The following is an 18475-nucleotide window of genomic DNA, read 5'->3' as shown; positions in this document are numbered from 1 at the left end:
CGCATTTCGCACAACCATGGGTGAAGTGGGCGGCGGCCGCGGCGGCACTGCTGGTCGTGCTGGCACTGGTCCGACAGCCGCTTTCGGAGTGGCTCTGGCCGGAAACGCGCATCCAGGCGTTGCGAACCAGTGCCGAACGCGCGCTGGCAGAAGGCCGACTCACGGCCCCGGACGGCACGGGTGCGCGAGAACTGTTTGAGGCGGCACTGGCGCTGGACCCTGACCGGCCGGGTGCACGGGAAGGATTGGCCCGCGTGGGTGATGCGGCCTTGGCCCGTGCCGACGCCGCCGTGCGTGCCGGACAGCCTGCACAGGCGCGTGAATACGTTGCCCTGGCACGGGCACTGGGCGTGCCCAAGGCCCGGGTTGATTCGGTCGAGCGCGCGATGCGCCAGCGAGAGATTGCAGAGGCGGGGATTGCGCCGCGCTTGGCGTCTGCCCGTGCTGCACGGGCAGCAGGCCGCATGCATGGCAGCGCGGATTCCGCCCTCGCGCATTACGCGGCCGTCCTGGAATTGCAGCCGGGCAACACGGAAGCGCTGGAAGGACGTGACGATGTCATCGCCGACATGCTGGCCGACGCGCGGCGGCGCTTGGCGGCTGCCGAACTGGAGACGGCGGTGGCCCTGGTGCGCGAAGCGCGCGGTTTCGATCCCGCCCACGCCGACCTGCCCGCGGCGCTGGCGGCCGTGAACCAGTCGCTCGAGGCCACGCGTGCGCGGGCCGAGCGTGACCTTCGGAGCAATCGATTGACGCATGCGCTGGCCGGGTTCGACCGGGTGCTTGCCGTCCAGCCCGACGATGACGCGGCGCGAGCCGGCCGGCATGCCGTCGGTGAGCGGCTTCTGCAACGCAGCCAGCGGTTTGCGGCGGATTTCCGCTTCAGCGAAGCGGAGGCCGCGCTGGCGGTAGCAGAGGATGTTCTGGGTGCCACAAACGCTGACGTTGTCGAGGCGCGCGCCCACATCGCGCGTGCGCGACGTTCGCAGGCGCAACTCGGGAGCGGGGCCTTGACCCCGGAGCGGCAGCGGCGCCTGAAGCAGTTGCTGGAAGAGGCCGCCGCCGCCGAAGCGCGGGGCAACCTGCTGCTGCCGCCGGGCGAGAATGCCTTCGACAAGGTGCGCGCGGCGCGCGCCATCTCGCCGGACGACCGCAGGGTCAAGGCAGCCTCCGCGCGCCTGGTTCCAGCGGCGCGGCGGTGCTTTGACACCGCGATGCGCGAGAACCGTCTGGTGAGCGCCACTGCCTGCCTGGACGCCGGTCGGGCGCTGGATCCGGCAGGTGGCTGGCTGCCGGCTGCACGCAGCCGCTTGGCCCAGCGGTGGGTGGCGGTGGGCAACGAACGGTTGGGTGCGGGAGAACTCGATGCCGCGCGTCGCGCATTGGACGCCGCAACGGCCCTGGATCCGGCCGTGGCCGGCGCCGTCGAATTGTCGGCGCGCCTGCGTCAGGCGTCCGCGGCGGGGCCCTGACGCCCCAACAGGCGGCGCACCACCGCGCGTCCCGCGTCCAGGGAGAAATGACGGGCGACATTGGCGCGACCATTCGCCGACAACCGCGCCCACAGCGCCTCGTCCCGATAGACCCGCAGCACGGCTGCGGCGAAGGCGTCCGGCGTGTCCGCCACGAGCACGTCCTCGCCGTCCCGCAAGTGCATCCCTTCCACCGCGCATGACGTGGCAACCACCGGTTGCCCATGCGCCATGCTCAGGTTGACCTTGCCTTTCACCCCTGCGCCGAAGCGTAGCGGGGCGACAGCCACCCGCACGTCGGACATGTAAGGCGCGATGTCCGGTACATGCCCATGCACGCGAATGCCGGGGCGCGCGGCGAGCGCTTTGATCTCCGGCGGCACGTCACCACCGATGCAGTGGAAGACCGCACCAGGCTCGCTCGCTTGCACATGGGGCCAGACCTCCCCCGCGAACCACAGGACGGCATCCACGTTGGGTGGGTGCCGGAAGCCCCCCACGAAGACCACGTCCCGGCGCTCCGCGAATGGCAGGCCGGCGTCGGCAAGATCATGCAGGTTGGAAAGCACCTCCACGCGTGCCTGCGGGGCGTCTTCGGCGAGCAGTGCGCGCTCGACCTCGCTCACGACCCAGGTCACGTCGCTGCGATTGATGAGATCCAGTTCGCAACGTCGCGTGCGTTCCGCGGCCTTGAGCAGGGCCGCGTCACCCAGCATCTGCGCGCCCCGTCGCTCGCGCAGGTAATGCAGGTCGACCGTGTCGAATACCAGCTTGGCCTGAGGCGCAAACCGGCGCAGCAAGGGAAGCATCTGGTCGAGTATGTAGTGTCGACTGACGATGATCGTGTCGAATCTAGTTCCGTGCGCCCGCATCCAGTCGGGCAGGCTGCGCACGAAAGGTGTATGCCAGACTTCCACGCCCAACTGCCGCAAGGACTGCGTGTAGGCGCCGTCTTCTGCCAGGTTCGCGGGCATGAACACCACCCCCATTCCTTCCTGCAGAAGTAACCGCATCAAGTTCGCGCAGCGAAGTGAACCCGAATCTCGGTCGGGTTGCGGTGTCAGTGCATCAATCACCAGTGCCATGCCCGCATAGCGGTGGTCACTGAGGCTGGCCGGCATGGCATTGGGCAGAGGGTGCGCGGTCAACGCGTCATGCCAGCGTTCATGAAAGCGCGCCTGGTTTCGCACCTGGTACTGCTTGGTACCGGTTCTCGTGTCGGTACCTGTAGTGACCCCTTCGGCATGCACCACTCGCGCCGCGGGTTGGACAAGCACTTGTTGACCAGCGCGACGCACCTGCATGCCGAGGTCGGTATCCTCGTAGAACGCGGGTGCGTAACGGGTGTCAAAGCCACCCACCTGCCAGAACAGCGCGGCAGGCATCGCGATTGCCGCGCCAGAACAGTAGTCCACACGTTTGACGAATGCGTGCTGGGGCGCCAGCGCATTCTCATTGCGCCCCAGCTTTTCTGCCGAGCCGTCGGAGCGGATCGCAGCGCCTGCCTCCTGCAGTCGTCCATCCGGATACAGCAGTTGGGCGCCCACGAGCCCGCAGTACGGGTGGGTGTCGAACGTCCCCAACAGCGCCTCCAACCACCCGGGCTGCGGCACGGTGTCGTTGTTCAGAAACACCAGCATCTCGCCGCGCGCCAACGCAGCACCATCGTTGCAAGCCGCGATGAAGCCCCCATTGGCTGGGCGCCGGTGGTATCGCAGGCCCTCCACTCGGGGCAGCAGTACGCCGGTGTCGTCCGAAGAACCGTCGTCGACGACGATCACCTCGATGGCGATGGTCGGCGGATGCTCGGCCAGTGCCCGCAGGCAGGCCACCGTGTGCTCGACCTGGTTGAACACCGGAATGATGATGCTGGCGCGCGGCATCGGGTCGAAGGGGACCGCGAACGGCGAGAACGGCTCGGGGGCGGGGAGGTACAGGGCCGGCCGCTGCGACGCGGGCACCCGACGCAACTGCTTTAGCACCCGCTGCCAAGACGCCCGCAGGCCACGCGTGCGCAGGCTGGTCAGGCCGCGATGGAACAGCCCGGTCGCCCGGTTGATGAAAAACCGGAACTCGGCCGGTGACATCGGCATGCTGAAGGGACTCCGACCGTACGGTTGCGGCGCCCCCGGTGCCCTGCGGGCGCGGGAGGCGGCTGGGTTAGACTCGACGCCACCAGGGCGCCGCCCTGCCATTGTCCCATGCCGTGGCCCAGATCGATTACGACGAAGACGACAACCTCGATGATTCCGCGTCCCCGCAGTGGCGCCGCCGCATCATCACCTGGATTCTGGCAGCCATCGGCCTGGGCCTCGGGTTCCTGATCCCCTACTCGCTGTACCTCAACCATGAGGTGGGGCAGCGCTTTGGCCAGTTGCGGTGGCAGATCCCGACGCGGGTCTATGCCCGTCCGTTGGAGTTGGCGCCGGGCCTCGCGATGGACGCCGGTACGTTGAAGACGGAGCTGGACGCCGCCGCCTACCGCGAAGGCGACGGCAGCCGCGAAGGCAGCTACCGGCGCGAAGGCGGGCGTTGGCGCATTTCCAGCCGCGGTTTCAATGACGTGGATGGCGCGGTCTCCGCGCGCCGCCTGGAGGTGGTCATCTCCGGTGGCCGCGTGGCCAGCGTGCGTGATGCGGCGACGAAGAAGGCGCTGCGTCGGGCCCGCCTGGACCCGGCCCGCATCGCCACGCTCTACGGCCAGAAGCAGGAAGAGCGTCGCCTGGTCCGCATCGATGAGGTGCCGGAGCTGCTGGTCACCGGCCTGCAGGCCGTCGAGGACCGCGACTTCAACCATCACATCGGCATCGATTTCACCGGCATGCTGCGCGCCGCGTTCAAGACCGCGACGGGCACCAAGCAGGGCGCCAGCACCCTGACCCAGCAGTTGGCCCGTAGCGGCCTGCTGGGCATCGGCCGGGAGCAGACGCTGCAGCGCAAGGGCAAGGAAATCCTGTACGCGCTGCTGATCGAGGCGCGCTACGACAAGCGCACCATCCTCGAGGCCTACCTCAACCAGGTCTATCTCGGCCAACGTGGCAACCAGGCCATCCACGGCGTGGCCGCGGGTGCGGAGTACTGGTTCGGCCGCGACCTGCGCGACCTCAGCACCGAGCAGATCGCCCTGCTGGTGGGCATCGTGCGCGGCCCGTCGTGGTACGACGCGCGCCGCAATCCCGAGCGTGCGCTGGAGCGCCGCAACTTCGCCCTGGGTGAGTTCCACGAGACCGGCCTCATCGACGACGCCGAGTACCAGCGCGCGTTGAAGGCGCCGCTGGGCGTCACCGACAGCCCGCGTGCGACTGCGGCCAACCGCTTCCCCGCGTACGTCGACCTGGTCCGCCGCCAGCTGGCCCGCGACTATCCCGAAGACGAACTGGCCGGCGCCGGGCTCAGCGTGATGACCGGCATGTCGCCGGCCGCACAGGCCAATGCCGAAGGCGCGGTCACGCGCACGCTCAAGTCATTGTCGCACCGTACCCGCCCGGAGCTGCAGGCGGGCGTGGTGGTGACCGACGTGCACAACGGCGAGGTGGTGGCGGTGGTCGGTGCGCGCGAGTTCGCCGAACACGGCTTCAATCGCGCGGTTGAAGCGCAGCGCCCCGTGGGCTCGCTGCTCAAGCCGTTCGTGTACCTGCTGGCGCTGGCGCAGCCGGAGCGCTTCTCGCTGGCCAGTTGGGTCGACGATTCCCCGGTCACGGTCAACTTGGGCCAAGGCAAGACCTGGAACCCGGGCAACTCCGACGGCCGCAGCCACGGGACCGTGCGCCTGGTCGACGCACTGGCACAGTCCTACAACCAATCCACGGTGCGCGTGGGCATGCAGGTGGCGCCGGAGCGCATCGCCGACCTGTTGCGCACGCTCGCCGGCATCGAGACCGAGCCTAACCCGGCGCTGATCCTGGGGTCGGTGGACCAGAGTCCCTACGCGATGGCGCAGCTGTACCAGTTCCTGGCGTCCGGTGGCGAGATCCAGCCCTTGCACGCGGTGCGCGGCGTGCTGGATGCCAACGGCAAGGCACTGAAGCGCTATGACAAGGAGCCCGCCCCCGCGCAGGAAGGCGATGCCGTTGCCGCGCGCCTGATCACCATCGCACTGCAGCAGGCGGTATCCAGCGGCACCGGTCGCCAGCTCATGAGCGATGGTCTGGGACGCCTGTCGCCCGCCGGCAAGACCGGCACCAGCAACGATGGCCGCGATAGCTGGTTCGCCGGCTGGACCGGCGACCACCTCGCGGTGATCTGGGTGGGCAACGACCAGAACAAGACCACCGGGCTGTACGGCGCGACCGGTGCGATGCGCGTGTGGTCGTCGCTGTTCGCGCGCCTGCCGACGGCGCCGCTGGAAGTCGGCGACAAGGGCCTCGACTGGCAGTGGGTGATCGGCGCCAGCACCACCGACGGCGGTTGCGCCGGTGCCCGCCGCATTGCGTTCGTCGCCGGCTTCGCGCCGCCCTACACGCCTTGCCCCGCACCGCAGCCGGCAGTGCCGGAGGAGGGCGCGGAAGACGAGGAGTCGGGTGGCGGCTGGCGCGAGTGGTTCGGCATCGGCGAGCGCCGTGAGGAACCTGATCCCGCCAAGCGCGTGCCAGAAGCGCCGGTCGACGGGCAATGACGCGTGTGACACACATTCGCTTCCACGTCAGGGGCGCGCCATGCGCCCCTGACTTTTCCTGGGGTCGCCACCCATGAGCAGCCGGTTGGGCGTGGCCAGTCGCGCCGCCCTCAGCGAGGGCGGTGACCTCGCGCGGGCGTTGCCGGCTTTTGCGCCGCGACCGGCGCAACAGGACCTGTCCGCGGCGATTGCTGACGCCTTTGAAGGCCGCGGCGTGCTGCTGGCCGAGGCGGGCACGGGCACCGGCAAGACCTTCGCCTACCTGGTGCCGGCCATCCTGTCGGGGCTGAAGACGATCATCTCCACCGGCACGCGCGCGCTGCAGGACCAGCTCTACCATCGCGACCTGCCGCGGGTGCGCGATGCACTGGGCAAGGGGCTGAAGAGTGCGCTGCTCAAAGGCCGCGCCAACTACGTCTGCCACTATCGCCTGCAGCAGGCCAAGGGCGAGGGACGCTTTCCCACGCGCGAGCATGCCGCGCAGTTCCAGCGTGTCGTCGCATGGGCCGGTCGCACGCGGATGGGTGACCTGGCGGAGATGGATGGGATCGCCGAGGATTCGCCGCTGTGGCCCATGGTCACCAGCACGGCCGAGAACTGCCTCGGCAGCGAGTGCCCATTCTTTTCGGAATGCTTCGTGGTGCAGGCCCGGCAGCGCGCGCAGGCTGCCGACATCGTGGTCGTGAACCATCATCTTCTGCTCGCCGACCTGGCGCTCAAGCAGGAGGGATTCGGCGAGATCCTGCCCGGCGCCCAGGCGTTCGTCGTGGACGAAGCGCACCAGCTCCCCGACCTGGCCTCGCAGTTCTTTGGCGAGTCGCTGAGCGCACGGCCCCTGGTCGAACTGGCACGCGACGCGGTCACCGAGTGCAAGACCTCGCCGGGCGCGCTGGCGGTGGTGCAGGAGCCCGCCCGAGGCCTGGAACAGGCCGTGCGAGCCCTGCGTGCGGCGATGGACGACCTGCCGGTGCGCGCCACCCGCCGCCGTGCCGCCGAAGTGACGGCCGTCGAAGAGGCGTTGGCGGCGCTGGAGCAGGCGCTGGGCACCCTGCATGCGGCACTGCTGCCCGTGCGCGAGAGCGCGCCTGGCCTCGACAGTTGCACGGCGCGCGCCAAGGAATTCGAGTTGCGGCTTCGACGCTGGCGGTCGTTGGCGCCGGAGGCGTCAGGTGACGAGGAGTTCTCGGCAGACGAATGCATCGGGTCGGGTGCCGGGCACGCGGACGCGGAGACGTCACTCTCGAAGGCTGGCGGTGAAGCGGCCGGGGACGAGGCCGTCCGGGGCGATGACCCAGCGGCACCTGCTGACGTGACTGGACGCGAACGCGCCGATGAGGACGCCGAGGACGACGGCGACAGCGTCCGCTGGTATGAATTGACGGCCAAGGGATTCCGCCTCAGCCGCACGCCGCTGGACGTAGCCGGACCGTTGGCGAAGCACCGGGCCCAGTCGCAGGCGGCCTGGGTGTTCACTTCGGCCACGTTGGCCGTCGCCGGGCGCTTCGAGCACTTCGCGATCAAGCTCGGGCTCAGCGTCGCGCGCACGCCGACGCTGCTCGCTCCCAGTCCGTTCGATTGGCCCCGGCAGGCGCTGTGCTACCTGCCGCGCGGCCTGCCAGACCCGATGGCGCGCAACTACAGCGAGGCCATGGCGGCCGCGATCCGCCCGGTGCTCGAAGCCTCCAATGGCCGCGCCTTCGTGTTGTTCGCCTCGCACCGTGCCCTGCGCGAGGTGGCCGAGTTGCTGCGGGACGGCCCCTGGCCGCTGTTCGTGCAGGGCGATGCGCCGCGCGGCGTGCTGCTCGAGCGTTTTCGCGAATCGGGCAATGGCGTGCTGCTGGGCGCCGCCAGCTTCCGCGAGGGCGTGGATGTGGCCGGGGATGCGCTCAGCGTCGTGGTCATCGACAAGCTGCCCTTCGGCGCGCCCGATGACCCGGTGTTCGAGGCGCGGCTGGAATCGGTGCGCCGCCGCGGCGGCAACCCGTTCCGCGACGAGCAATTGCCGCAGGCGGTGATCGCGCTCAAGCAGGGGGCCGGCCGGTTGATCCGCAGCGAGTCCGATCGAGGGGTGCTGGTCCTGTGCGATCCACGCATCCTGGGTCGCAGCTACGGGCGGCTGTTCCTCGACTCGCTCCCGCCGCTGCCCAAGACCCGCCGTGTCGAGGATGTCGCGGCATTCTTTGCGGTGCCGCCGCCCTCGGTGGCGCCGTCCGCGTAGCTGGAAGCGTAGGGAGTGGAAACGGATCCCGGCCCCGCAGGCCGGCCCGCCGTCGGATCGGCCGCCTGCCGCGTGCAGGTAGAATGCCCGCATGACCGGCCCTTGCCATTGCCCCTTCGCCCCGCGGCCCAACGCCGCGCCCGCTGCATGAAGCTGCTCGCCTTCGAACTTGCCACCGAGGCCTGCTCGGTGGCGTTGTGGGTGGACGGCGAGGTGCGCGAACGGTTCGCCGTTGCGCCCCGGCGGCATGCGGAACTGGCGCTGCCGTGGGCGGGCGAGTTGCTGGCCGATGCGGGGTTGGCCCGCAGCCAACTCGATGCCGTGGCTCTGGGCCGTGGCCCGGGGGCTTTCACGGGCGTGCGCTTGGCCATCGCGCTGGCGCAGGGCGTGGCGCTCGCGCTCGATCGCCCGCTGGTGCCGGTTTCCACCTTGGCCGCCCTGGCACTCCAGGCGTCCGGGCCCCGCGTGTTGGCCGCGATCGACGCGCGAATGGGTGAGGTGTACACGGCGGCCTTCGAGCGCCGTGACGGCGAGTTGGTGGCGTGCTCGGTGGAGGCCGTGGGCGACCCCTCGGCGTTTGTCCTGGATGGTGACGCCGCGGATTGGCACGGCGTGGGCACCGGCTTTTCCGCGGTGGACGGCGCGCTGCGCCAACGGCTGGGCGGCCGCCTGGCCACCGTGGACCCGGAGGCCCTGCCCCGGGCGGGCGACGTGGCCCGGCTCGCCGTGCTGGCGTGCGCCCGCGGCGAAGCCGTCGCCCCGGAGCGGGTGGAGCCCGCCTACCTGCGCAACAACGTCGCGCTCACCATCGCCGAACAGCAGGCGCTGAGAGCGTCTAAGGGCTGAGCTGTCCAAGGGTTGAGCCGTCCAAGGGGCTGGGCTGCCAAGGGCTCCGTCTTTCCAAAGCTTGTCCGGTGTCCGGGCCGTCAGCCCATCGCTGAGGTCACGGCCCAGTCTCGCCCGTGCGGCGGCTCAGTCGTCCACCAGTTCGCCCGCCGGCAGGAACAGCCAGGTGCGGGTGACGTGCAGGATGTCCGGGTCTTCGTCGGTCTTGGGCAGGGGTGGGTATGGCTCCGCCAACCGTGCAATGCGCAGGGCGGAGGCATCCAGCAGGGGCACGCCGCTGCTCTGCACGATCTCGGCCCGCTCCACCGTGCCGTTGCGGCGGATCGCCACGCTGATCACCACCTGGCCTGACAGGCGCCGGCGCCGTGCCTCGTCCGGATAATTGAGGTTGCCCACCCGTTCCACCCGCTTCACCCAGTCCACCAGGTAGCCGGCCCAGGCGTATTCCTGCGTGCTGGCCGACACGAACTTGCGCTTGGGCCGCTTGGCATAGCGTTCCGAACGCAGGTGAATTTCCGCGGCCAACCGGGCCATGGCCATGTCGCGCTCGATCTTCTCCTGGCCCCTCGGCAGCGGAATCTCACTGGGCGACGGTGTGGCGCGTGCGGTCGCCACCGTGGACTCGCCGGCATTGCTGCTCACCACCCGTTCCCGGGGGGCTGGCTGGGGGCTGGGCGCCTGTGCGCGCAGCTGGCGCGGCGCCACGCCTGGCTGCACCTGCGCGATGGGGCCGGTCTGATCGTCGCGTGGACGGCTGGCCTTGTCGTGTTCGCCGCCGCCCTGGTGGCTGGCCTGGGCCAGGAAGTCCGCCTGCTGCGACGTCAACGCGGACGTGGTCTGGGTCAGGATCACGTCCAGCGTAGGCACCACAGGGGCCGCGCTTTCCAGCGCGAACCCAAACCCCAGTACCACCAGCCCGTGCACCAGCAGGGACAGCGTCATGGTGGCGCCCAGCCGCTGGTTCTCGCCAATACCCGGCGTGGGCATCACGGCCGCCATGCCTGCCCCCGTCGCTCCGGCGCCGGCCCGGCCCAGCTCATGCCAGACGCGACTCGATGGCGTCGAACAGCTGTCCGGCAATGTTCAGGCCAAACTGGGCGTCCAGTTCGCGAATGCAGGTCGGGCTGGTGACGTTAACCTCGGTCAGGTAATCGCCGATCACGTCCAGCCCCACGAACAGCATCCCTCGACGCTTCATTTCCGGACCGACCTGCGCCGCGATCCAGCGGTCGCGTTCGGTCAACGGACGCCCTTCGCCGCGGCCACCGGCGGCCAGGTTGCCGCGGAATTCGTCGCCCTGCGGAATGCGGGCCAGGCAGTAGTCCACCGGCACGCCGTCCACCAGCAGGATGCGCTTGTCACCGGCGGTGATTTCCGGGATGTAGCGCTGGGCCATGGCCAGGTGGCGTCCGCCTTCGGTCAGCGTCTCCAGGATCACGTTGGTATTGGGGTCGCCCGCGCGGGCGCGGAAGATCGACCGCCCGCCCATGCCATCGAGGGTCTTGAGCACGGCATCGCCGTGCTCGGCAATGAAGGCCTTGATCGCGGCGGCATCGCGGCTGACCAGGGTGGGCGGACAGCACTGCGGAAATTCCAGCGCGGTCAACTTCTCGTTCATGTCGCGCAGGCCCTGCGGGTCGTTCACCACCAGGGCCCCGGCGCGCTGGGCCAGCCCCAGGATCTGCGTGTCATGCAGATAGGACGCATCGACCGGCGGGTCCTTGCGCATCAGCACCACGTGCCCCGGGCCCAGCTCAAGGTGTGACGGCTGTCCCAGTTCGAACCAGTTTCCCGGGTCGTCCCGTACGGTCAGGGCCGCGGTGTGCGCATGCGCCACGCCGTCACGCAGGAACAGGCCCCCGGGGATGACGTAGTGGAGGCGATGACCACGCCGCTGGCCTTCCAGCAGCATGGCGAAGGTGGAGTCCTTGACGATCTTGATGGATCCGATCGGATCCATCACTACGACGATATCCAGCGGCATGGGCAGCGCGTGCGGGGGTGGTGGCGTCGATGTTAGCAGGCGGGGTGGCGGCGACTGTGTCCGTTTCCGGCATTCAGTCAAACCTCAGGGGAAGCGTGCTTGACACTGCGCGCCCGGCAGGGAATAAAGGAGCCTTGGTGAGGTGCCGACGCATAACGGTGCCCACGTTTGGGGAAAGAGAATGCAAGACGAGGCGCGCAGCGGCACCCTTGAGGGGCTGAGGGTCATGGTCATCGATGACTCCAAGACCATCCGGCGTACCGCCGAGACTTTGCTCAAGCGCGAAGGTTGCGAAGTCGTCACCGCCACCGACGGGTTCGAGGCGCTGGCCAAGATCGCCGACCAGCAGCCGCAGATCATCTTCGTGGACATCATGATGCCGCGACTGGATGGCTACCAGACCTGTGCGCTGATCAAGAACAACCAGCTGTTCAAGTCGACGCCGGTCATCATGCTGTCGTCCAAGGATGGGCTTTTCGACAAGGCCCGTGGTCGCATCGTCGGCTCCGAGCAGTACCTGACCAAGCCATTCACGCGCGAGGAACTCCTTGGCGCGATCCGCACGCACGTCAACGCCTGACCGGGGGGTAAGGCATCCAATGGCACGTATTCTTCTCATCGAGGACTCGCCGACCGATACGGCGGTCCTTACCCAGTTGCTGGAGCGGAACGGGCACGACGTGCTCTCGTCCGGCAGCGCCGAAGACGGCATCGAAGTCTGCCGTCGCGAAAAGCCGGACCTGGTCCTCATGGACGTGGTCCTGCCGGGCATGAACGGCTTCCAGGCCACCCGCGCCCTGTCGCGGGACGCCGACACCCGCTCCATTCCCGTGCTGATCGTCAGCACCAAGGGCATGGAGACGGACAAGGCCTGGGGACTGCGGCAGGGAGCCAAGGACTACATCGTCAAACCGCCGCGCGAGGACGAACTGGTGGCCCGGATCAACGCCCTGCTGGGGGGGTGAGATGGGGCGCGTACCTTTTGACATCCTGGCGGACTACGAGCAGCGCAGCCTCGTCCACGTAGTTGGCCTTCCGGAGCAGTTGGATGCGCCGGGCCTGTGGCGCGGCGTCGGCTTCCGGATAGGGTCTCGCCGCCTGGCCTCGGGTTTTGACGAGGTGCGCGAAATCCTGCCCATGCCACCGGTCACGCCCGTGCCGGGCGCCCAGCCGTGGATGCTGGGCGTCGCCAACGTGCGCGGCAGCCTGCTGCCCGTCGTCGACCTCAAGCAGTTCCTCGAAGGCGAGCGCACCGTGCTGCACGAGAGCCAGCGCATCCTGCTGGTGCGCCAGACCGGCGGCGACGTGGCCGTGCTCATCGACGAACTGTTCGGCCAGCGCAGCTTCAACGAGGAGCAGTTGCTGCCCGAGGACGATGCCGTCGCCGGGCAACTGGCGGAGGGGCGGTACGGCCATTTCGTCGACCGCAGCTACCGCCTGGACCAACACGCATGGGGCGTCTTCAGCCTGGACCGGCTGGCCCGCACGCCCGAATTCAGACAAGCCGCGGCTTGACCGCACCGCGACACTTCGAGGTTGAACGATGAGCACTAACATGAACACCGTCGCCGGCAAGGCCCGCAGCCTGGGCGTCAACACCTGGTTGACCGTGCTGGGCATCTCGCTGCTGGTCTTCGGTGCGAACACCGGTTACGCGACCTGGAAGGCCGCCCGCCTGGGTGGCGCCAGTTCGGCCGCATCAAACCTGCAGGTGCTGTCGCAACAGCTCGCCAACCAGGGCCGCGAAGCCGTCTCCGGTGACGCCGCGGCGTTTTCCGAGTTCAAGGGTACGAAGGCGAAGATCGACGAAGACGTCCAGCGCCTGAACGCCAACTTCGGCTCCACCGCAGGTGTGTCGGGGCCGATCAAGAACGTGACCGATACGTGGACGCCGCTGGGTAAGAGCGCCGACCAGGTGATCGCGTCGGAAAAGGCGCTGTTGGGCCTGGCCGGCAACGCGACCAGCTTCGCCAGCGAAGTGTCGTCGCTGCAGGCCGAACTTGACGAACTGGTCCGCGCGATGTCGGCCAGTGGCTCGCCGTCGTCCCAGGTGTACCTGGCCCTGCGCCAGGTGGTGTTGTCCTCGGCGATGGCCGGAAGCATCACCGAAATCCGCGCCGGTGGCACGGGCGCGGCCCGCGCGGGTGATGCGCTGCGCCGCAACGCCACCGTGTTCGACAACGTGCTTACCGGTCTGCGTCGGGGTGACCAGGCGGCGGGCGTGACGGCGCTTTCCAACGGTGGCGCATTGGCGGCCCTCGCGCGCGCCGAGGCCCGCTGGAAGAAGATGAAGACGGACGTCGACGCGATCCTCGGCAACTCCAGCAACCTGTTCGCCGCGCAGTCCTCTGCGGCCGCGCTGACGGCGGGTTCGGGCAAGCTGCTCAACGACAGCCGCAACCTGTTCGATGCCTTCACGGCCTTCGGCTCGCTGAAGGACACCAGCATTCTCGGCAACATCTGGGTCTCGATCCTGTCGGGTCTCGTGGCCCTGCTCGCTATCGCCGGCTTGCTGTGGTCGTTGAACGCCGCGCAGAAGCAACGTTACGAAACCACCAAGGAACTGAACGACCGCAACCAGGAGGCGATCATGCGCCTGCTGGACGAAATGGGTTCGCTCGCAGAGGGCGACCTGACCGTGAAGGCGACCGTGACCGAGGACATGACCGGCGCGATCGCGGACTCGATCAACTTCGCCGTGGAGCAGCTGCGCAGCCTGGTGCAGACCATTACCGACACCTCGGTGCAGGTGGCGTCCAGCGCACAGGAAACACAGGCCACCGCCATGCACCTGGCCGAGGCCGCGGAGCACCAGGCGCAGGAGATCAGCTCGGCCTCCGACCGCATCAACGAGATCGCGGCGAGCATCAACCAGGTGTCGCGCAACTCCTCCGAATCGGCGGAAGTGGCGCAGCGCTCGGTGCAGATCGCGACCAAGGGCGCGGGCGTGGTGCGCCAGACGATCGCCGGCATGGACAGCATCCGCGACCAGATCCAGGAAACCTCGAAGCGAATCAAGCGACTGGGTGAGTCGTCGCAGGAAATCGGCTCGATCGTGGAACTGATCAACGACATCTCGGAACAGACCAACATCCTGGCGCTGAACGCAGCAATTCAGGCGGCCTCGGCCGGTGAGGCGGGCCGCGGGTTCGCGGTGGTGGCCGACGAAGTGCAGCGACTCGCAGAACGCGCGTCCAACGCGACCAAGCGAATCGAAACGCTGGTGCAGACCATTCAGAGCGATACCAACGAAGCGGTGTCCTCGATGGAGCAGACGACCTCTGAAGTGGTCGCCGGTGCACGACTGGCCGAGGACGCGGGTACCGCGCTGGGCGAGATCGAAAAGGTGTCGTCCGACCTGTCGGGCCTGATTCAGGGCATCTCGAGCGCGGCGCAGCAGCAGTCCAGCGCGGCATCGAACATCACCGCGACGATGAACACCATCCAGTCGATTACCGCGCAGACCTCGCAGGGTGCGAGCCAGACGGCGCAGTCGATTGGCAACCTGGCACAGCTCGCCGCCGACCTCCGCCGCTCGGTCGCCGACTTCAAGCTGCCGGCCTGACGAAGAAGGGCAGCAGTACATGTCGAGGCCGAGGATGATTAGCCAGGAATGCCGCCGCCCCCTGTGGCGCGGCCCCGGCCGCACGTTGGGGGTGCGATGACCGTGATGCGTGACGCGATCGACACCACCACGCTGGGTTGGATCAAGCCGGAGCTGGACGAAACCATGCGACACGCGCGCGAGGCCATCGAGGCCTTCGCCGAGTCGCCGGGTGACGCCAGCCGGATGAAGGAATGCGCGGCCCACCTGCACCAGGTGCACGGCACGCTGCGCATGGTGGAGTTGTATGCCCCGGCCATGGTCGCCGAGGAGATGGAACGCCTGTCGCTCGCGCTGATGCGCGGCGACGTGGCCGACCGCGACGAGGCCTGTGCCGTGCTAATGCGCGGCGCGGTGCAGTTGCCGGATTACCTGGAGCGCCTGCAGGGTGGCCATCGCGACATCCCGATCGTGCTGCTGCCGCTGCTCAATGAGCTGCGCGCAACCCGCGGCGAGCCGGGGTTGAACGAAAGCGTGCTGTTCTCGCCGGACCTGGATCGCCCGTTGCCGGAAAACGTGCCGGCCCCTACCGCAGCGACCGGGTCGCCACAGGCCGCCAAGCCTCAGTTGGGCGCCCTGCGTGACGCATTGGCGCGCTGGCCGGAGGAGGACGCGCCTGCCGATTCCGCCCAGCTCGCCGCAGCCGTCGAAGGCCTGCTGACCGATGTGGTGATCGAGCCCTTGCGCCGCATGCTCTGGGTGGCATTGTCCGTGGCGCAGGCGCTGCGTGACGGTGCGCTGCAGCCCACCGTGGCGTTGCGCCAGGCCTTCGCCGGCGTCGAGCGCGAAGCGCGCACGATGTTGGAGGGTGATGGTTTCGGCGCGCCGCGCGAAGATGCCGCCGCCGAACCCACGCGCCAGTTGCTTTACCACGTCGCCCATCACGGCGCGGCGCACCCGGCCCTGGACGATCTGCGCCGCACGTTCGACCTGAACGCGCAGCTGCCGACGGAAACCGAGATCGAGCACGCCCGTGGCAGCCTCAGCGGTCGCAATCGCGCCCTGCTGGACACCGTGTCGGCAGCGATCAAGGAAGACCTGATGCGGGTCAAGGATGCCCTTGACCTGCATTTGCGTACCGGCAAGACCGACATCAGCGAGCTCCGGCCCCAGGTCGAGGCGCTCGGTCGCGTCAGCGACACCCTGGGCCTCATGGGGCTGGGCGTGGCGCGTGGCGTCGTGCAACAACAGCGCGACGCGATGCACGAAATCGTGTCCGGCCAGCGAACGGCCGACGAGACCGCGCTGCTGGATGTTGCAGGCGCGCTGCTGTACGTGGATGCCTCGCTGGACGAGCAGGTCAGCCGCCTCGGCCTGCCTGATGACCGCAGTGACGAGGACCTGTTGGCCAATGAGGCCCGCCGCGTGCTGGAAGTGGTCGTGCGCGAGGCAATCGCCAATTTTGGCGACGCCCGCCAGGCCTTCGTCGCGTTTGTCGAGACCAACTGGGACCACGCCGAACTGGTGGAAGTGCCGCGCCTGCTGGAGGAAGTGGGCGGGGCGCTGCGCATGCTCGATCTCGATCAGCCCGCGGAGTTCCTGCGGGCGATCCGGGCCTACACCGAGACCGAATTGCTCGGCCGGCGACGCGTGCCCAACGGCCAGCAGCTCGACACGCTGGCCGATGCCTTGGCCAGCGTCGAGTACTACCTGGAGGCGCTGCGCGAGCAGCGGCCGCATCGCGACCGTATCCTCGACATTGCCCGCCTGAGCCTGGAAACGCTGGGCTATTGGCCGGTGCCCGCAGAGACGGTGGCCGAGGCAGCCCCGGTTGCCGAAGTCGGTTTGCCGGAGCCGGTCATCGAACCGGTGGCGCTTCATGCGATCGAGCCGGTCGAGCCGGCACCGGCGCTGGCGCCGCCGCCCGAAGTCCGGGTGGAGGCCGCGCCGGTCGCGGCCGTCACACCCTCGCCGGTGCCGGTATCCGCCCCGGCGGGCGGATTCGAGCACAGCGATGACATCGATGATGACATCCGCGAGGTCTTCCTCGAGGAACTGAGCGAGGAGATCACCAACCTCGACTCGCTGCTGCCCGCATGGCAGTCCGCGCCGGACAATGCCGAACTCCTGCGTCCGATCCGCCGCGTCTTCCACACCCTCAAGGGCAGCGGCCGACTGGTCGGCGCCAAGACCTTGGGCGAGTTCAGCTGGAAGATCGAGAACATGCTCAATCGCGTGCTGGACGGCACGCGGCCGGCGACCTCGCCGGTGATCGATCTGGTCGTTCGCACGCATGCCGTGCTGCCGCAGTTGTATGCGGCGCTGGCCGGCCAGGGCGCGATCACGGCGGACCTGGCGGGTATGGAAGCGCATGCCGATCGCCTCGCCGCGGGCGACGAATCGATGTATGTCGAGCGTCCGGCGCCGACCCAGATTGCGGCTCCGGAAACGCCAGCGGCCGTCGAGCCCGAGGCGGTGGCGGAAGCGCTCATGGAAGAGGCGGCCGAAGTGGTGCCGCCGGTCGAAGAGTCGCTACCGCTCGAAGAGTCCGTGCCTGCGGCCGAAATGGAACCCAGCGTGCCGGCGTCGGTCGACGCGGTGCTGCTGGAGATCCTCGGCATCGAGGTGGGTGGCCACCTGGCCACCATCCGTCGCTGGCTGGACGCGCAGGTTCCCGAACGCAACATGGCCGACGACGCATTGCAGCGCGCGATTCACACGTTGAACGGCGCATTCGCAATGACCGAAGTGCCGGTGATCACCGGCATCACGTCGCCTGCCGAAGCGTATGTGAAACGCCTGCTGGCGGCGCGCCTTGCCCCCACCGAGGAAGGCGTGGCGGTGATGGCGGACGTGGCCGAGGCGATCGAGTGCACGATGGCGCTGCTGCAGGTCGAATCGCCACGCGTTCCCCTGTTTGAGGGGCTGGCCGACCGCGTGGCGGCGCTGCGCGATACGCTCCCGGAAGCCACTCGTCCCTTCGGGTTCGAGGAGCCGGAAGAAAGCCTGGCTGAAGCCGCATTTGAAGGTGAGGTGCCCGTGGGTCCGCTGGACCTGTCGGCCTTCATCGGCGAAGAATCGGTCTCGGACGTTGAACCGCAGGAGTTCGCGCGTCTCGAAGTCGAACCGCTCGACGCCGAAGGCGCCGAGGCCGAGCGTCTCGAGGCCGAACGTCTCGAAGCCGAACGTCTCGAAGCCGAACGCTTCGAAGCTGAGCGTCTTGAGGCCGAACGTCTCGACGCCGAACGCCTCGAAGCTGAGCGTCTTGAGGCCGAACGTCTCGAAGCCGAACGCCTCGAAGCTGAGCGTCTTGAGGCCGAACGTCTTGAGGCCGAACGTCTCGAGTCCGAGCGTCTCGAAGCCGAGCGTCTCGAAGCTGAGCGTCTTGAGGCTGAGCGTCTCGAAGCCGAACGTCTCGAAGCCGAACGTCTCGAAGCCGAACGTCTCGAAGCCGAACGGCTCGAAGCAGAGCGTTTCGAGGCTGACCGTCTGGAGGCCGAGCGTCTCGAAGCCGAACGCCTCGAAGCGGAGCGTCTTGAGGCGGAACGCTTCGAAGCCCAGGGACTCGAAGTCGAGCGTCTCGAAACCGAACGTCTTGAAGCTGAGCGTCTCGAGGCTGAGCGTCTCGAAGCTGAGCGTCTTGAGACCGAACGTCTCGAGGCCGAACGTCTCGAATCCGAGCGCCTCGAAGCCGAACGCATCGCTGCAGAAGAAGAAGCCGAATACGCACGACTCGAGGCGCATTACGCCGAAGAGGAGCGCCAGAAGGCGGAAGCCGCGCAACTTGCCCACGCCG

12 protein-coding genes and 1 pseudogene are annotated in these 18475 nt (G+C 68.5%); 9 read left to right on the top strand and 4 right to left on the bottom strand.

The genetic code is table 11. From position 1 onward, the window contains the following. The first annotated feature begins 20 nt into the window (after positions 1-20). On the top strand, positions 21-1472 hold the full coding sequence (locus ACYVBS_RS02195) for a hypothetical protein (RefSeq protein ID WP_460821465.1): 1452 nt from the start codon (positions 21-23) through the stop codon (positions 1470-1472). Here ACYVBS_RS02195 and ACYVBS_RS02190 read toward each other — a convergent pair. Beyond that, positions 1448-3565 (bottom strand): glycosyltransferase, encoded by a 2118-nt coding sequence (locus tag ACYVBS_RS02190; RefSeq protein ID WP_460821464.1) that lies wholly within the window; start codon positions 3563-3565, stop codon positions 1448-1450. The genes ACYVBS_RS02195 and ACYVBS_RS02190 overlap by 25 nt on opposite strands. A gap of 95 nt (positions 3566-3660) precedes the next feature. Between ACYVBS_RS02190 and mrcB the strand changes: the two genes are divergently transcribed. The 3 genes from mrcB to tsaB all read left to right on the top strand — a co-directional run bounded on the left by mrcB (position 3661) and on the right by tsaB (position 9151). Next, positions 3661-6087, top strand: a complete 2427-nt coding sequence (gene mrcB / locus ACYVBS_RS02185) for a penicillin-binding protein 1B (protein WP_460821618.1) — start codon at positions 3661-3663, stop codon at positions 6085-6087. 73 nt (positions 6088-6160) lie between these two features. Further along, positions 6161-8305: an ATP-dependent DNA helicase gene (locus tag ACYVBS_RS02180; RefSeq protein WP_460821463.1), complete on the top strand. Its 2145-nt coding sequence runs from the start codon at positions 6161-6163 to the stop codon at positions 8303-8305. A 147-nt stretch (positions 8306-8452) separates the two neighbouring features. Further along, positions 8453-9151 (top strand): tRNA (adenosine(37)-N6)-threonylcarbamoyltransferase complex dimerization subunit type 1 TsaB, encoded by a 699-nt coding sequence (gene tsaB, locus ACYVBS_RS02175; RefSeq protein WP_460821462.1) that lies wholly within the window; start codon positions 8453-8455, stop codon positions 9149-9151. Between the two features lie 126 nt (positions 9152-9277). Here tsaB and ACYVBS_RS02170 read toward each other — a convergent pair whose 3' ends face one another. Both ACYVBS_RS02170 and gshB read right to left on the bottom strand, forming a co-directional pair. Beyond that, positions 9278-10150: an energy transducer TonB gene (locus tag ACYVBS_RS02170; RefSeq protein ID WP_460821461.1), complete on the bottom strand. Its 873-nt coding sequence runs from the start codon at positions 10148-10150 to the stop codon at positions 9278-9280. A 37-nt stretch (positions 10151-10187) separates the two neighbouring features. Next, positions 10188-11135: a glutathione synthase gene (gene gshB, locus ACYVBS_RS02165; RefSeq protein WP_460821459.1), complete on the bottom strand. Its 948-nt coding sequence runs from the start codon at positions 11133-11135 to the stop codon at positions 10188-10190. Between the two features lie 181 nt (positions 11136-11316). Between gshB and pilG the strand changes: the two genes are divergently transcribed. The 5 genes and pseudogenes from pilG to ACYVBS_RS02140 all read left to right on the top strand — a co-directional run. Continuing rightward, entirely contained in the window at positions 11317-11715 is a 399-nt protein-coding gene (gene pilG, locus ACYVBS_RS02160; protein WP_460821457.1) for a twitching motility response regulator PilG, read from the top strand. Positions 11716-11734: 19 nt separating this feature from the next. Then, the gene (locus ACYVBS_RS02155) at positions 11735-12100 is read left to right on the top strand and encodes a response regulator (RefSeq protein ID WP_460821456.1); all 366 of its coding nucleotides are present in this window, start codon (positions 11735-11737) and stop codon (positions 12098-12100) included. Between the two features lies 1 nt (position 12101). After that, on the top strand, positions 12102-12650 hold the full coding sequence (locus ACYVBS_RS02150; protein WP_460821455.1) for a chemotaxis protein CheW: 549 nt from the start codon (positions 12102-12104) through the stop codon (positions 12648-12650). Between the two features lie 28 nt (positions 12651-12678). Beyond that, the gene (locus ACYVBS_RS02145; RefSeq protein WP_460821454.1) at positions 12679-14700 is read left to right on the top strand and encodes a methyl-accepting chemotaxis protein; all 2022 of its coding nucleotides are present in this window, start codon (positions 12679-12681) and stop codon (positions 14698-14700) included. A 48-nt stretch (positions 14701-14748) separates the two neighbouring features. Then, a pseudogene (locus tag ACYVBS_RS02140) lies at positions 14749-17535 on the top strand (Hpt domain-containing protein); the annotation flags it as partial. A 208-nt stretch (positions 17536-17743) separates the two neighbouring features. On the opposite strand, the gene ACYVBS_RS02135 reads toward ACYVBS_RS02140, so the two are convergent. Beyond that, positions 17744-18409 carry a pentapeptide repeat-containing protein gene (locus tag ACYVBS_RS02135; RefSeq protein ID WP_460821617.1) on the bottom strand — a complete coding sequence of 222 codons (666 nt, stop codon included), beginning with the start codon at positions 18407-18409 and terminating at the stop codon, positions 17744-17746. Between the last annotated feature and the right edge of the window lie 66 nt (positions 18410-18475).

The organism is Lysobacter olei, assembly GCF_054777355.1.
The sequence above is the reverse complement of the archived record's forward strand: the minus strand, read 5'-3'. Positions and strand labels throughout refer to the sequence as shown.

What these genes read in the sequence shown, in the direction of transcription:
- ACYVBS_RS02190 (WP_460821464.1), bottom strand. Translation starts at nt 3,565, where the DNA reads ATGCCGATGTCACCGGCCGAGTTCCGGTTTTTCATCAACCGGGCGACC.
- ACYVBS_RS02180 (WP_460821463.1), top strand. Translation starts at nt 6,161, where the DNA reads ATGAGCAGCCGGTTGGGCGTGGCCAGTCGCGCCGCCCTCAGCGAGGGC.
- tsaB (WP_460821462.1), top strand. Translation starts at nt 8,453, where the DNA reads ATGAAGCTGCTCGCCTTCGAACTTGCCACCGAGGCCTGCTCGGTGGCG.
- ACYVBS_RS02170 (WP_460821461.1), bottom strand. Translation starts at nt 10,150, where the DNA reads ATGGCGGCCGTGATGCCCACGCCGGGTATTGGCGAGAACCAGCGGCTG.
- gshB (WP_460821459.1), bottom strand. Translation starts at nt 11,135, where the DNA reads ATGCCGCTGGATATCGTCGTAGTGATGGATCCGATCGGATCCATCAAG.
- pilG (WP_460821457.1), top strand. Translation starts at nt 11,317, where the DNA reads ATGCAAGACGAGGCGCGCAGCGGCACCCTTGAGGGGCTGAGGGTCATG.
- ACYVBS_RS02155 (WP_460821456.1), top strand. Translation starts at nt 11,735, where the DNA reads ATGGCACGTATTCTTCTCATCGAGGACTCGCCGACCGATACGGCGGTC.
- ACYVBS_RS02150 (WP_460821455.1), top strand. Translation starts at nt 12,102, where the DNA reads ATGGGGCGCGTACCTTTTGACATCCTGGCGGACTACGAGCAGCGCAGC.
- ACYVBS_RS02145 (WP_460821454.1), top strand. Translation starts at nt 12,679, where the DNA reads ATGAGCACTAACATGAACACCGTCGCCGGCAAGGCCCGCAGCCTGGGC.